Raw genomic sequence first — 15,067 nt, forward strand, 5'->3', positions numbered from 1 at the left:
GAGTCAATGCGCGGCGCCGCCGCCGGCCGTGCCCTTCGGTTTGCCGGTCAGCAGAATCGCAATTGCGGCCAGGACCAGCACGATCCCGATCACGGCGAAGGCGTCGCTGAAGCCCAGCACCAGCGCCTGGCGCCTGACGATATTGCCGAGCGCCACGATGGCCTGATGGTGCGCGGTGGCGGGGTCGACCACGCCATGGGACTGGAAGTAACCCGTGATCTCGGCGATCCGCGCGCGCACCTCCTCGCGGCCAAGGTCAACGGACTGGCCGATGATGTTGGAATGGAACTGCTCGCGCTTGGTCACGATGGTCGAGAGCAGCGCGGTGCCGATCGCGCCGCCGAGGTTGCGCATCATGTTTGAGATGCCGGAGGCCGCGGCCGCGTCCTGCGGCGCGACGCTGCCGAGGCTGACGGCGCTGAGCGGTGCCAGCATCAGCGCCTGGCCGACTGCGCGGACGATGTTCGGGATGAAGAACTGATCGCCGGAATAATCGAGCGACATGGCTATGTTCATGAAGGAGCTGACGGCGAACAGCATCATGCCGACGAACGCGATGAGCCGGGCATCGAAGCGCTGCATCAGTTTCGGCACCAGCGGGATCAGGATCAGCTGCGGCAGGCCGGTCCAGGCCAATACCTGGCCGATCTGCTCGGCATTGTAGCGCTGCACCTGGCCGAGATAGGCAGGCAGGAGATACACCGAGCCGAACAGCGCGAAACCGACGAACACCGCCGAAATCGTGCCGAAGCCGAAGCTGCGCTGGGTCAGGAGGCGGAGCCGGATCAGGGGCTTCTCCACCACGAGCTCGATCCAGACGAACAGCGTCAGGCTGACGGCGGCGACGATTGCGAGCTTGACGATGAAGGGCGAGCCGAACCAATCGTCCTTGTTGCCTTCCTCGAGCACGGCCTGCAGCGCGGAAAGACCGATCGCCATCGTAATGATGCCGAGCCAATCGCCTTCCCGAAGCAGGCCAAGCTGCGTCGACTGTCGCTCCAGCGTAAAGTAGAGCACACCCACCATGACGGCGGTCGGGATCACATTGACGAAGAAGATGGTCTGCCAGCCGTAATTCTCGGTGAGGTAGCCGCCGATGGTCGGGCCGATCGCCGGCGCAAAGGTCACCGCGAGCGCGAACATGGCAAGGCCAATCGGCTGCTGCGGCTTCGGCAACTTGGTGAACACCAGGGTGAATGCCATCGGGATCAGCACGCCGCCGAAGAAGCCCTGGAGGCCGCGCATCGCGATCATCGAGGGCAGGTCGTGGGTGAACGCGCAAGCGACCGAGAACAGCGCGAACAGCACGGCGTGGCTGATCATGATCCTGCGAAAGGAGAACACGCGGCTGAGGTAATCGGTCAGCGGGATCACCACGATCTCGCCGATCAGGTACGACGTCGAGATCCAGGAGCCGTTGTCCACACCGGTGCCGATGCCGCCCTCGATATTGAGCAGCGAGGCGTTGGTGATCTGGATGTTCAGGATCGCCATGAAGGCGCCGATCATGGCAGCGAGCACGGAAATCCAGACGGCCGTACTGGCACGATCAGGATTGACGGAGGCGGTTGCTAGGGCACGAGGCGGAGAGGCTGGGGATGAAAGCGCAAGGTCAGACATGACATCACCTGTTGGGCATCACCTATTTCGATGAGGCGACAGCAACTTTGGGCGACTTGTCGGAGTGCGGAGCTTCGGCCGGATGCGACAGCGTCGCGATGGTCGGGATCACGGACATGCCCGGGCGCAGTTCGACCGGCGTGGCGTCGAGGGCGATTTTCACGGGGATGCGCTGCACCACCTTGGTGAAGTTACCGGTGGCGTTGTCCGGCGGCAGCAACGCGAATTCCTGCCCGCTCGCCGGCGCGAGGCTGTCGACGTGACCGCGCACGACTTGCCCCGGGAACATATCGACCTCTATGTCCACCGACTGCCCCTTGCGGACGTCCGTAAGCTGGGTCTCCTTGAAATTGGCGATCACATAGGCGCCGGTAGCCGGCACCAGCGACATCAGTTGCGTGCCTGCCTGGACGAACTGGCCGGTGCGCAACGTGCGATTGCCGACCACGCCGTCGATCGGCGCCGTGATGGTGGTGTAGCCGAGATTGAGTTCGGCATGGTGCTGCAGTGCGGACGCCCGTGCCGATGCCGCGATGGCCTGGGCGATGTCGGCCTTGATCAATTCCACCTGGCGCTGGGCGGAGGCAAGGTTCGCGGTGTCGCGCGCGATGGCTGCCTCGGCGCTTGCATAACGGGACTGCGCCTGCTGCGCGTTCTGGACGCTGCCGTAGCCGGTGCTCGCGAGATCGGTGTAGCGCTTGTTCTCCTGCGCGGCGAAGGTCTGTGTCGCAGTATCGACCGCGAGCGTCGCTCGGGTCGATTCGATTACGGACTGTTGCACGTCGAGCTGCGCGCGCTTGCTGGCCAGCGCGGCTTCGGCTGCGGCGACATCGGCCTTGGCCTGATCGAGCGCCACCCTGAAGTCGCGGTCATCGATCCGCGCGAGCACCTGGCCGGCATGCACATGTTCATTGTCACCCACCAACACCGCGCTGAGATAGCCCGACACTTTCGGCGCGATCGTGGTGTTGTCGGCCTTCACATAGGCGTCGTCAGTGGACACGAGAAAGCGTCCCACAGTCCAGTAGTCCCAGCCGTACCAGGCCGCGCCGGCCAGCGCGGCGGCCGCGGCGCTCGCGAGCAGCAGGCGACGAAGCTTGCCCTTTATGGCGGGAGGCGGGGGTGGAGCGGTGACTACCTGATTTGCGACCAGTTGCCGCGCGGTATCGGCCGGAACCTCGCTTTCGGCCTCGAACGATGTGGAATGCTGGGTCATGGCGGCGCTCCTTGGTTCTTCTATCTATTTGCAAAACCTTGCTTTTTCTTCGCGTTGGCTCTTCGGATAATTAGGAAACTTGATGTTTTCCAAAATAACGCGCATATTGGGACTGTCAATAGAATGACAGTCATCATCTAAAAGCATGGCTCAGGTGGCGGAATGATCGCGAAGAGCAAAGCTCACTTGGAGGGAGGCGCGGCCGCAGCGGAGCGACGCGGGCGCGGACGTCCGCAACTGCGCTCCGATGAAGAGACGCGCGCATTGATTTACCAGGCCGCGCGTCAGGAGTTCGCCAAGCGGGGCTTCGCGGCAGCCAATATCGCCGACGTCGCCAGCCGGGCCGGCGTCTCGACCAAGACGCTCTACCGGCTCATTCCCAACAAGATGGCGCTGTTCGAGGGCATGGTGACCGAGAGGATGGATCGGTTCGTCTCAACCGTGAATCTCGGCGCCTGCGACGGCCGCGACATCGAGGCCGCGCTACAATCCGCGTTGCTGATCTGCGCCGAGCTTGTGCTCGATGTCGAGGTCATTCCCTTTCAGCGCATCATCCTGGCCGAAAGCGATAAGTTTCCCGGGATCGCCGAGACGTTCCACGAAAAAGCCATGCAGCGGACCGTAAGCGCGCTGGCGGCGTGGCTGCTCATCCAGCAGAAGCGCGGACGCATCGTGCTCGACGATGTTGCGGGCGCGGCGGGCATGCTGCTCGGCATGTTCGTGTTCCAGCCGCAGCGCGACGTCCTGTTCGGGCATAAGCCGCTGCCACAGCGTGAGGAGCTAGAGGCACGCGCCAGGGCCTGCGCGGCACTCTTTCTCAAGGGATGCGCAGCGCGTAACGACAAAAATAGAAAGCAGAGCGGAGACGCATGATGCCGGAGCGGGCCACGATCTTTTTTGAGTCTCTCTAAGAGGCGTTCTAAGAGGCCTTCCATTAGAGGAATTCCCATCGCTCGCGTAAGCGTCCGCAGGACACGTCGTTGAAAAGAGCGGCGTGACCGGGACATCGTTGGGGTAAGGCGCTTTGAATTATTTTCGTGCTCTGCGGATCGCCGCGTCGGCGACCGCGTCTGCATTGGCATTGTTGCCGCAGGCATCATTTGCTCAGGGGACGTCGCAATCGGGCGCGCAGGCGCTGCCGCCGGTCGTCGTTGCGTCTCCTGAAGCGCGGCGGCGCGCGACGGCTCCGGCGCAGCGTCGCATCCAGCGCACCGCGCAGCCGAGCGCTTCACGAAAGCCGCCGCCGATCCGTGATGTCGGCTTTATCGAGAGTCCGCGCGGCCCGATCCAGGGTTACGTTGCCAACCGCAGTTCGTCGGCAACCAAGACCAACACGCCGATCATGGAGACGCCGCAATCGGTGTCCGTGATCGGCGCCGAGCAGATTCGCGATCAGAAGCCCAGCAAGTTCGACGAGATCCTTCGCTACACGCCGGGCGTCGTCGCCGCAACGTTCGGCGCGGACTACCGCAACGACTGGTTCCTGATCCGCGGCTTCAAATCCGACGATATCGGCCTGTTTCTCGACGGGTTACAGCTATTCTACACGGGCTTTGCAAGCTGGAAGCTGCAGCCCTTCAACCTCGAGCGCGTCGAGGTGCTGCGCGGGCCGTCGGCGGTGCTCTATGGCGGTTCGAGCCCGAGCGGCATCGTCAATGCCATCAGCAAGATGCCGCCCGCCGAGCCGATCCGTTACCTCGAAACAGGCGTCAACAATTTCGGCAACGCATATCTCGGCTTCGACTTCGGCGGGCCGGTTGCGACGCCGGCGCAGGATGGCAAGCTGTTCTACCGCGTGGTCGGACAGGTCCAGAACGGCGGTACGCAGGTCGACTTCGTGCCGAACAACAACTATTTCCTTGCGCCGTCGGTCACCTGGAAGCCGGACGCCGACACCACATTCACCGTGCTCGCCTCGGCCTCCTACAACCAGACGCGCGGGCAGAATTTCCTGCCCTATGTCGGCACCGTTGTCGATGCGCCGTTCGGCCGAATCCCGACCAGCCTCTTCACCAGTGATCCGGGTATGGATACGTTCAAGCGCGAACAGCAGATGATCGGCTACCAGTTCGAGCGCAACCTGTCGGACAATGTCACGTTCCGGCAGAACGCGCGCTTCGCCCATGTCGACGTCACCGAATCCACGTTGTTCGGCCTAGGCTATGCAACGACGCCCGCCGCGGCCAATCTCGCGCGCGGCAACTTCTTTGCGAGCGGAATCGCCGGCCAGACCAATCTCGACAACCAGCTCGAATATCGCTTCGACACCGGCATCCTGCACCACACCGCGCTGTTCGGTCTCGATGCGCGTTACTATCAGATCGACGACTGGCAGGGCTTTGGCGCGGCGACGCCCATCAACTTGCTAAACCCGGTCTACACGCCGACGGCGACGTTCAGCGGCCCGCCTTTCCAGGACGCGCGGCTGACCCAGAAGCAGCTCGGCGCCTATGTCCAGGACCAGATCAAGCTCGATCGTTTCACATTGGTGCTGAGCGGACGCAATGATTGGGTTGAGACCCACAACAACAATCATATCGGCCCCGACCAGGAGCGCAGCGACAGTCAGTTCAGCGGCCGGGCCGGCTTGATCTACAATTTCGACTTCGGCCTTGCGCCCTATGTCGCCTATGCGACGAGCTACAATCCCGTCGTCGGCCTCAATGCCGCCGGTCAGTTGCTGTTGCCGGAGACCGGTGAGCAGACCGAGGTCGGCGTCAAGTACCAGCCGAACGGCTTCAATGGCTACTTCACGCTGGCTTGGTTCGACCTGAAGCGTCAGAACGCATTGACGACAGATCCGAGCAATGTGCTGCTGCAGACGCAGAACGGCGAGGTCACATCCCGTGGTTTCGAGCTGGCGGCGGTTGCAAATGTCATGCCGGGGCTGAAGCTGCTCGGCTCTTTCACGACCTACGACTTCTTCATCACCAAGGATTTGAATCCGGCGCTGATCGGCAAGACGCCGACCAATACGCCGCAGCAGACTGCATCGGTGTGGGGCGACTACACCTTCCAGCAGGGACCGCTGACCGGCTTCGGCTTCGGCGGTGGCGTGCGCTATGTTGGCTCGTCCTTTGCCGATCCGGCGAACCTGCTGACGGTTCCCTCGGTCGTGCTCGGAGACGCCGCGATCCACTACGAATGGCAGGGTTGGCGCGCGGCGCTGAATGTCATCAATGTTGCCGATACGATCTATGTCGCGAGTTGTTCGTCTCCGACCGCCTGCTTCTACGGCGACCGGCGGCGTGTTACGGCAAGCCTCGGCTACAAGTGGTAAGGGGAGGGGCGGCTGAAGGCTCGGACGGTCAGAATCTGGTCGCTGGTCCATACCTGGACCGGCCTGGTCTCCACAATATTCCTGCTATTGCTCTGCTTGACCGGGCTGCCGTTGATCTTCCACCACGAGATCGACGAGGCGCTCGGCTATACGCCGCGGCCGGAAGCGTCCGCCGGGCGGCCGGGCGCGCCTGCGCAAGAGATCGTCCGCGCTGCGCTCGCGGCCGATCCGGGGCGGGTCATGCAATACGTATCCTGGGACAAGGACGAACCTGGCATAATCACGGCCTACACCAATAGCGCCCCAGACGGAAAGCCTGACGACGCGACATTGCGCGCTTTCGATGCGGTGACCGCCAGGCCCCTCGGACTGGTCGGCGTCGGCCCGATGCTGATCGTCTTGAAATTGCACACCGACATGTTCGCGGGCCAGGCCGGCAAGCTGTTCCTTGGCGCGATGGGCCTGTTGTTTGCGGTCGCGATCGTCTCCGGTGTGGTGTTGTACTGGCCGTTCACACGCCGCCTGCGCTTCGCCACCATCCGCGACCGATCCGCGCGCCGCGTTGCCTGGCTCGACTGGCACAATCTGATCGGCGTGGTCACGATCGTCTGGGCGCTGGTGGTCGGACTGACCGGTGTGATCAACACCTGGGCCGAATTGATGCTGGACCACTGGAAAGCAACCGAGCTTGCCGAAATGGTGAGGCCGTATGCCGGCAGGCCGGCCCCGGCGAGGCTGGCCGCGCTGGATCACGTCGTGGCGTGTGCGAAGCAGGCCGTGCCAGGCATGGAGGTGGCCTTCGTCGCTTATCCGGGAACGCCCCTTACCTCGTCGCATCACTATGCCGCTTTCATGCGCGGCGACACGCCGCTGACGTCTCGCCTGCTGACGCCGGTGCTGCTGGATGGCGAAACCGGGGACGTCGCCGAAACCCGCGCGTTGCCCACCTACCTGCAAGCGCTGCTGATCTCGCAGCCGCTGCATTTCGGCGACTATGGCGGCATGCCGCTGAAGATCATCTGGGCCATCCTTGACGTGTTGACGATCATCGTGATCGGCAGCGGGCTCTACCTTTGGCTGGCACGGCGGCGGAAGAGGGGACGTGCGGCGGCGATCCAAGCGGCGTTGGCGCGATGAGGGCGGGTCCTGATCGTCCACCGCGCTGGATCCGCGTGTTCGGTGCACCGATCGTCGTTGGCGGGTTGAGCCTCTCCGGCTTGCTCGCGGCGCTGCTGCTTGGTGATTTCGGCCGCTATTTCTCCTGGCCGACGATCGCCGTGCCGGTGGTCATTGTCGCTTGGGCGTGGCTCCGATTACGCTATCGCTAGTCTGGCGTCCTTCAGCGCGTGTTCGGCAAATAGCGCCAGCCGTCCTTGCCAAGAAAGTCGAGCATCGCCTGTGCGGGTGGCAGCAATATCTTGTCGGCGCGGCGGATCGCGTGCCATTGGCGGACGACGGGCAGCCCCTTCACATTGAGCACCACGAGGCGGCTGTCTTCCAATTCGTGGAACACGGTATGCTGGGAAATGAAGGCGACGCCAAGCCCGGCCATGACGGCCTGCTTGATGGTTTCGTTGCTGTCCATCTCCATGCCGATCTTTGGCGTCAGCCCGTTCTTCAGGAAGAACTGCTCCATCAGCATCCGCGTGCCCGAACCGCGCTCGCGGGTGATGAAGGTCTCATCGGCGAGTTCAATCGGGGCGAGATGCCGTCGTCTCGCGAGCCGGTGCTCGGCTGCCGCGACGATGAAGTGCGGATGCCTGCCGAGTGGGCGCATCTCGACATCGACGTCCGCGGGCGGTTGTCCCATCACCGCGATATCGAGATCATAGCCGCGCAATGCATCGCGGATTTCCTGGCGGTTGCCGATCCTGAGCAGGACCTCGATCTTGGGAAAGCGCCGTGAAAACGCAGCGATCGCGTAGGGCACGAAATACTTTGCGGTGCTCACGGCGCCCATCGAGACGCGCCCGCCGCTGCGGCCCGCGATCAGGTCGAGCGATTGTTCGCAGTCGAGCAGCGCCGCCTCGATCCGTTCGACCAATGCAAGCACATGGGCGCCGGCATCGGTGAGCGCGATGCCGTCGCCGGTCCGCTGGATCAGCGGCATGCCCGCGAGCGCCTGCAGGTTACGGAGCTGCAGCGTCACCGCCGGCTGGGTGAGATTGAGGCGGTTGGCCGCCGAGGTGATCGAGCCGGCCGCCTGCACCGCAGATAGCGCACGAAGCTGGCGGATCGTGAGGTCCCGCGAGAAATGGCCGGCCATTGGCGAGCGCTCCATAAAGAAAACTTTGGCAGGACCAAAGATAATAAAATTTCCCTAATTCAGCAATTCGCGCGTTGATAGGCGGGAAGGCGACTCCGATGGGTCGCGCAATCCAGGCGCCCCGGCAAAGAGGGCTCGATCAGGGAGAAGGCCCATGGACATCCGTCCTGCATTGCATGCCTATCTCGATTGGCCGGCGCATCACAACCCGACGCGCGCCGCAGCCGCCGCCGTCGTCGAAGCGCTCGCGGGTGCCGCAGTCGAACTCGCGCGTATCATCGCGGCCGGCTCCCTCGCCGGCATCGGCGGCGAAAGCGGTGGCACCAACCCGGATGGCGACCGGCAGAAGTACGTCGATCTGGTCGCCGACCGCCTGATGCGCGACGCCCTGCGCACGGCTCCGGTCGCAGCCGTTCTCTCCGAAGAGGCGGAACTGCCGGAGACGCTCGATGCCGACGCGCCGCTCTGTGTCGCTATCGATCCGCTCGACGGTTCCGCCAATCTCGAAAACAACATCTCGGTCGGCACGATCTTCTCGATCAGGCCGAGGGGCTACGACATCATCTCGACCTTCTTCGAACCGGGCACGGCGCAATGTGCGGCGGGCTGCTTCATCTACGGCCCGCAGACGGTTCTGGTGCTGGCGTTCGATCAGTGTGTCGATGCCTTCACTCTCGATCCGCGCACGAACCAATTCGTCCTGACCGCGCGTGACCTCCAGATTCCGCCTGATACGGCGGAATTTGCGATCAACTCCTCCAACCGCAGGCATTGGAGCGGCGCGGTGCGCGGCTACATCGACGATTGCCTCGCCGGCGTCAACGGCGAAAGAGGCCATGACTTCAACATGCGCTGGATCGGCTCGCTGGTGGCCGAGGCGTACCGCATCCTGGTGCGTGGAGGCGTGTTCCTCTACCCGGCCGACGCGCGTCCGGGGTATCGGGAAGGCCGGCTGCGGCTGCTCTATGAAGCGCATCCCATCGCGCTGATCATGGAGTGGGCCGGCGGCGCCGCCTCGAGCGGGCGCGCGCGCATCCTTGAGCTATCGGCGCGCACGCCACATCAGCGCGTGCCCCTGATCATGGGATCGGCGCGCGCCGTGCGCGACGTCGATGCGGCTCATCAGACCGTCGAGCCACTATTCGAAAGCAGCGATGCCCCGCTGTTCGCGCGGCGCGGCCTCTTTCGCTGAGAGGGAATCCCATGTCCCGTCGGCATCCCATCATTTCGATCACGGGGTCGTCCGGCGCCGGCACGACGTCGGTGAAGAAGACCTTCGAAAACATCTTCCGGCGCGAGAACGTGGTCGCGGCCTATGTCGAAGGCGACGCGTTTCACCGCTACGACCGCGCCGAGATGCGCAGCAAGATGGTGGAGGAAGCCGAGCGTGCCAACAAGCATTTCAGCCATTTCAGCCCCGAGACCAATCTGTTCGAGGAACTGGAGAAGCTATTCCGTGACTATGCCGAGACCGGTACCGGGACGACGCGGCACTATGTGCACGACGAGGAGGAATCGCGGCTCTACGGCGCAAAGCCGGGCACCTTCACCGAGTGGGAGCCGTTGCCCGAGAACTCGGACCTGCTGTTCTACGAGGGCCTGCACGGCGCTGTTGTCACCGACAAGGTAAATGTGGCGCAGCATGCCGACCTCAAGATCGGTGTCGTCCCGGTCATCAACCTCGAATGGATCCAGAAGCTGCATCGTGACCGCAGCCACCGCGGCTATTCCAGGGAAGCCGTGACCGACACCATCCTGCGCCGCATGCCGGATTACGTGAACTACATCTGTCCGCAGTTCACCGAGACCGACATCAACTTCCAGCGCGTGCCGACGGTCGACACGTCGAATCCGTTCATCGCACGCTGGATCCCGACACCAGATGAATCGATGGTCGTGATCCGCCTGAAGAATCCGCGCGGCATCGACTTCCCGTATCTGCTGTCGATGATTCCGCACAGCTTCATGTCGCGCGCAAACTCGATCGTGATCCACGGCGCGAAGCTCGATCTCGCGATGCAGCTCATTCTCACCCCGCTGATCCTGCAACTGATCGAACGAAAGAGGCGAACGATATGACAGCACTTGCGTCCATTGCCCGACGCACCGACGTCGGCCACGCCGAGTTGGCGAATGCCATCCGTTTCCTCGCCATCGACGCGGTGGAGCAGGCCAAATCGGGCCATCCCGGCATGCCCATGGGCATGGCCGATGTCGCGACCGTGCTGTTCTCGCAGTTCCTGAAGTTCGACCCGAGCGATCCGGCATGGCCCGACCGCGACCGCTTCGTGCTGTCGGCCGGTCACGGCTCGATGCTGCTCTACGCGCTGCTCCATCTGACGGGCTACGAGGCCGTGACGCTTGATCAACTCAAGGCGTTCAGGCAGTGGGGCTCGAGAACTCCCGGGCATCCCGAATATGGCCATACGCCGGGTGTGGAGACCACGACCGGGCCGCTCGGGCAGGGCATTGCGACCGCGGTCGGCATGGCGTTGGCCGAGCGGCTGATGAATGCGCGCTTTGGCAATGATCTCGTCGATCACTTCACCTATGTGATCGCCGGCGATGGCTGCCTGATGGAGGGCATCAGCCAGGAAGCGATCTCGCTCGCGGGCCATTTGCGTCTGAACCGGTTGATCGTGCTGTTTGACGACAACCAGATCTCGATCGATGGCGCCACCTCCTTGTCCTGCTCGGACGATCAGCCAGCGCGGTTCAGGGCGAGCGGCTGGAACGTCTGCAGCATCGATGGACACGATCCGGACGCGATCGCGGCGGCCATCAAGCAGGCAAAGGCGAGCGCTCGCCCGTCGCTGATCGCCTGCCGCACCGTGATCGGTTTCGGCGCGCCAAACCGGCAGGGCAGCGAGAAGGTCCATGGAGCGCCGCTCGGCACAGATGAAGTCGGCAGGACACGATCCGCGCTGGACTGGCCGCACCGGCCGTTCGAAGTGCCGGAGTGGGTGCTTGCCGAATGGCGCGAGATCGGCGCGCGCGGCCGCGAAACGCGCCGCGCCTGGATCCAGCGCTCGCGACGTGCCCGCAACGGCGAGCGGTCCCCGTTCCATGATGCGCTGAACCGCAAGTTGCCCTGCGCCTATGCCGAAGCGATGGCGAAGCTGAGGACGCATTTCGCGACCGAACGGCCGAAGCTCGCGACGCGCCAGGCCTCGCAGCAAGTGATCGACGTGATTGCGCAGGCCCTGCCGAATCTGCTCGGCGGCTCCGCGGACCTCACGCACTCCAATCTGACTCTGGCGAAGACGCAAGCGTCGCTACGACCGGGTTCGTTTGGCGGTGGCTACATCCACTACGGCATCCGCGAACATGGCATGGCGGCGGCGATGAACGGCATCGCCCTGCACGGCGGCTTCATTCCCTATGGCGGGACGTTCCTGACATTTTCCGACTACAGCCGCCCCGCGATCCGGCTCGCGGCGCTGATGGGCGTCCGCGTCGTCCACGTGATGACCCACGACTCGATCGGGCTGGGGGAGGATGGACCTACCCACCAGCCGGTCGAGCATCTGGCCGCGCTGCGCGCCATTCCCAACCTGCTGGTGTTTCGCCCGGCCGACGCGGTCGAGACGGCGGAAGCCTGGGACTGCGCGCTGCGTGCCGAAACCTCGCCCTCGATCCTTTGCCTGTCGCGGCAGGCTTTGCCGACGGTCCGCGACGGCGCTGGGGACAACCAGGTTGCGCTCGGCGCCTACCTCCTCGTCGAGCCGGCCTTCGAGCGTGACGTCACCCTGATTGCGACGGGTTCAGAGGTGTCGATCGCGCTCGAAGCCGCAAGGCTGCTGGCGGAAGATGGAGTGCGGGCCGCCGTGATCTCGGCCCCGTGCTTCGAACTGTTCCGCCAGCAGCCGCGCGACTATCGCGCAAGGGTCTTGGGCAATGCCCCGCGCGTCGGCGTCGAGGCTGCGGTCGAGGGCGATTGGGCGCGCTGGCTCGGCGACGACGGGGAGTTCGTCGGCATGACGGGCTTCGGCGCGTCGGCGCCGGCCGATGTGCTCTACCGCGAGTTCGGCATCACGCCGGCGTCTGTGGCCGCGGCCGCGGAGCGCTCGATCCGCCGATCCAGAGAAGGGAGAAAGTAGTCATGGCGCGGATAACCCTCCGGCAATTGCTGGATCACGCTGCCGAGCGAGGCTACGGCGTGCCGGCCTTCAACATCAACAACATGGAGCAGGGCCTCGCCATCATGGAGGCCGCGGCGGCCTGCGATGCGCCGGTCATCATCCAGGCCTCGCGCGGCGCCCGCGCCTACACCGGCGATATCATGCTGGCGAAGATGATCGATGCGCTGGAGGAGATGTATCCGCAGATCCCGCTCTGCCTGCATCTCGACCACGGCAACGAGGAGTCGACCTGCGCCACCGCGATCAGGTTCGGCTTCACCTCGGTCATGATGGATGGCTCGCTGCAAGCCGACGCCAAGACCGCGGCGGACTATGACTACAACGTCGATATCACCCGGCGCGTCGTCGAGATGGCGCACTGGGTCGGCGCGTCGGTCGAGGGCGAACTCGGGGTGCTCGGCTCGCTGGAGCATGGCAGCGGCGAGCAGGAGGATGGTCACGGCGCCGAGGGCCAGCTTGGTCACGACCAGTTGCTCACCGATCCCGAGCAAGCGGTCGATTTTGTCCGCGCCACCAAGGTCGACGCACTCGCGATCGCCATGGGGACCTCGCACGGCGCCTACAAGTTCACGCGCAGGCCCGATGGCGAAATCCTCGCGATGCGCGTGGTCGAGGCGATCCATGCGCGGCTGCCCAACACGCATCTGGTGATGCACGGCTCGTCCTCGGTGCCGCAGCCGCTACAGGACATGTTCAACCAGTTCGGCGGCGAGATGCCGCAGACCTGGGGTGTTCCGGTCGAGGAGATCATCCGCGGCATCAGGCATGGCGTGCGCAAGGTCAACATCGACACCGATTGCCGTCTCGCGATGGCTGCGGCCTTCCGCAAGGTCGCGGTCCAATCGAAGAGCGAGTTCGACCCGCGCAAGTTTCTCAAGCCCGCGATGGATGCCTTGCGCGAGCTTTGCCACGACAGGTTCGAGCAGTTCGGCACGGCCGGCAATGCCGGGAAAATCCACGTGGTCCCGCTGCCGGAGATGGCCCGGCGTTATCGCTCCGGCACGCTCGATCCGCAGATCGGGCACATCACGCGGGCCGCATGAATCGGGCAACAACCAATTTCGGAGGATCAGATGAATATGCAGCAGTCGATCACCGTGCGCGGCAAGGATCGCTACAAGTCCGGCGTGATGGAATACAAGCGCATGGGCTATTGGGAGCCGGGCTACGAGCCCAGGGACACCGACGTCATCGCGTTGTTCCGGGTCACGCCGCAGGATGGAGTCGATCCGACTGAGGCCTGCGCAGCGGTGGCCGGTGAATCTTCGACGGCAACCTGGACGGTGGTCTGGACCGATCGGCTGACGGCTGCGGAAAAGTACCGCGCGAAGTGCTACCGCGTCGATCCCGTGCCGAACTCTCCCGGCAGCTACTTCGCCTATATCGCCTACGACCTCGATCTGTTCGAGCCGGGCTCGATTGCGAACCTGACCGCGTCGATCATCGGCAACGTCTTCGGTTTCAAGCCGCTGAAAGCGCTGCGGCTCGAGGACATGCGATTGCCGACGGCTTACGTAAAGACGTTCCAGGGGCCGGCGACCGGTATCGTCGTGGAGCGCGAGCGGCTCGACAAGTTCGGCCGTCCGCTGCTCGGCGCCACCGTGAAGCCCAAGCTCGGGCTATCCGGCCGCAATTACGGCCGCGTGGTCTATGAGGCGCTGAAAGGCGGCCTCGACTTCACCAAGGACGACGAGAACATCAACTCGCAACCCTTCATGCACTGGCGCGAGCGCTTCCTCTACTGCATGGAGGCGGTGAACCGTGCGCAGGCTGCGACCGGTGAAGTGAAGGGTACCTATCTCAACGTCACGGCGGCGACGATGGAGGACATGTATGAGCGCGCCGAGTTCGCGCATGAGCTCGGCTCCACCATCGTCATGATCGATCTCGTGATCGGCTACACGGCGATCCAGTCGATGGCGAAATGGGCACGCAGGAACAACATGATCCTGCATCTGCATCGCGCCGGCCACTCGACCTATACGCGGCAGCGCAGCCATGGCGTATCGTTCCGCGTCATCGCGAAATGGATGCGGCTCGCCGGCGTCGACCACATCCATGCGGGTACCGTCGTGGGCAAGCTCGAGGGCGATCCCAATACCACGCGCGGCTACTACGACATCTGCCGCGAGGACTTCAATCCGATGCAGCTCGAGCACGGCGTGTTCTTCGATCAGAATTGGGCAAGTCTCAACAAGCTGATGCCGGTGGCGTCGGGCGGCATCCATGCCGGCCAGATGCACCAGTTGCTCGATCTGCTCGGCGAGGACGTCGTACTGCAATTCGGCGGCGGCACCATCGGCCATCCACGTGGCATCCAGGCCGGCGCCACGGCGAACCGCGTCGCCCTCGAAGCCATGATCCTCGCCCGCAACGAGGGACGGGACTACGTCCATGAAGGGCCGGAAATCCTGGCGAAAGCGGCGCAGACCTGTACGCCGCTGCGCGAGGCGCTGGAGGTCTGGAAAGACGTGACCTTCAATTACGAGTCGACCGACGCGCCCGATTTCGTCCCCACGCCGAGCATGGCGGTTTGACAGGAG

Annotated in this window: 12 protein-coding genes; 9 read left to right on the plus strand and 3 right to left on the minus strand. The window is 64.0% G+C overall.

The window, feature by feature from the left end; genetic code table 11:
• Positions 1 to 3: 3 nt before the first annotated feature.
• Positions 4 to 1,620, minus strand: coding sequence for a DHA2 family efflux MFS transporter permease subunit (locus JQ553_RS17470; RefSeq protein WP_212501219.1), 1,617 nt, complete (start codon positions 1,618 to 1,620; stop codon positions 4 to 6).
• A gap of 22 nt (positions 1,621 to 1,642) precedes the next feature.
• Positions 1,643 to 2,836 (minus strand): HlyD family secretion protein, encoded by a 1,194-nt coding sequence (locus tag JQ553_RS17475; RefSeq protein ID WP_212501220.1) that lies wholly within the window; start codon positions 2,834 to 2,836, stop codon positions 1,643 to 1,645.
• Positions 2,837 to 3,100: 264 nt separating this feature from the next.
• On the opposite strand from JQ553_RS17475, the gene JQ553_RS17480 reads away from it, so the two are divergent.
• The 4 genes from JQ553_RS17480 (at position 3,101) to JQ553_RS17495 (ending at position 7,444) form a co-directional block, all read left to right on the plus strand.
• The gene (locus JQ553_RS17480) at positions 3,101 to 3,709 is read left to right on the plus strand and encodes a TetR/AcrR family transcriptional regulator (protein ID WP_249144358.1); all 609 of its coding nucleotides are present in this window, start codon (positions 3,101 to 3,103) and stop codon (positions 3,707 to 3,709) included.
• Positions 3,710 to 3,860: 151 nt separating this feature from the next.
• On the plus strand, positions 3,861 to 6,116 hold the full coding sequence (locus JQ553_RS17485; protein WP_249144359.1) for a TonB-dependent siderophore receptor: 2,256 nt from the start codon (positions 3,861 to 3,863) through the stop codon (positions 6,114 to 6,116).
• 42 nt (positions 6,117 to 6,158) lie between these two features.
• Positions 6,159 to 7,253, plus strand: coding sequence for a PepSY domain-containing protein (locus JQ553_RS17490; protein ID WP_283817266.1), 1,095 nt, complete (start codon positions 6,159 to 6,161; stop codon positions 7,251 to 7,253).
• Entirely contained in the window at positions 7,250 to 7,444 is a 195-nt protein-coding gene (locus JQ553_RS17495) for a hypothetical protein (RefSeq protein WP_212501222.1), read from the plus strand. Before JQ553_RS17490 ends, JQ553_RS17495 begins: the two co-directional genes overlap by 4 nt.
• An 11-nt stretch (positions 7,445 to 7,455) precedes the next feature.
• Here the strand turns inward: JQ553_RS17495 and JQ553_RS17500 are convergent, their stop codons facing one another.
• A complete protein-coding gene (locus JQ553_RS17500; RefSeq protein WP_212501223.1) occupies positions 7,456 to 8,382 on the minus strand; it encodes a LysR family transcriptional regulator in 927 nt (308 codons plus the stop codon).
• 154 nt (positions 8,383 to 8,536) lie between these two features.
• Here JQ553_RS17500 and JQ553_RS17505 point away from each other — a divergent pair, with 154 nt between their 5' ends.
• Genes JQ553_RS17505 through JQ553_RS17525 form a run of 5 tightly spaced genes read left to right on the plus strand, consistent with a single transcriptional unit; the run spans position 8,537 to position 15,061 of the window.
• The gene (locus JQ553_RS17505; RefSeq protein WP_212501224.1) at positions 8,537 to 9,574 is read left to right on the plus strand and encodes a class 1 fructose-bisphosphatase; all 1,038 of its coding nucleotides are present in this window, start codon (positions 8,537 to 8,539) and stop codon (positions 9,572 to 9,574) included.
• An 11-nt stretch (positions 9,575 to 9,585) separates the two neighbouring features.
• Positions 9,586 to 10,461 carry a phosphoribulokinase gene (locus tag JQ553_RS17510; protein WP_212501225.1) on the plus strand — a complete coding sequence of 292 codons (876 nt, stop codon included), beginning with the start codon at positions 9,586 to 9,588 and terminating at the stop codon, positions 10,459 to 10,461.
• Entirely contained in the window at positions 10,458 to 12,482 is a 2,025-nt protein-coding gene (gene tkt, locus JQ553_RS17515) for a transketolase (protein WP_212501226.1), read from the plus strand. The genes JQ553_RS17510 and tkt overlap by 4 nt, the downstream gene beginning before the upstream one ends.
• A gap of 2 nt (positions 12,483 to 12,484) precedes the next feature.
• Positions 12,485 to 13,567 carry a class II fructose-bisphosphate aldolase gene (gene fba, locus JQ553_RS17520; protein ID WP_212501227.1) on the plus strand — a complete coding sequence of 361 codons (1,083 nt, stop codon included), beginning with the start codon at positions 12,485 to 12,487 and terminating at the stop codon, positions 13,565 to 13,567.
• A gap of 36 nt (positions 13,568 to 13,603) precedes the next feature.
• Positions 13,604 to 15,061 (plus strand): form I ribulose bisphosphate carboxylase large subunit, encoded by a 1,458-nt coding sequence (locus JQ553_RS17525; RefSeq protein ID WP_409363079.1) that lies wholly within the window; start codon positions 13,604 to 13,606, stop codon positions 15,059 to 15,061.
• Positions 15,062 to 15,067: the final 6 nt, after the last annotated feature.

It is taken from the genome of Bradyrhizobium lablabi, from assembly GCF_018131005.1.
GTDB lineage: Bacteria > Pseudomonadota > Alphaproteobacteria > Rhizobiales > Xanthobacteraceae > Bradyrhizobium > Bradyrhizobium lablabi_D.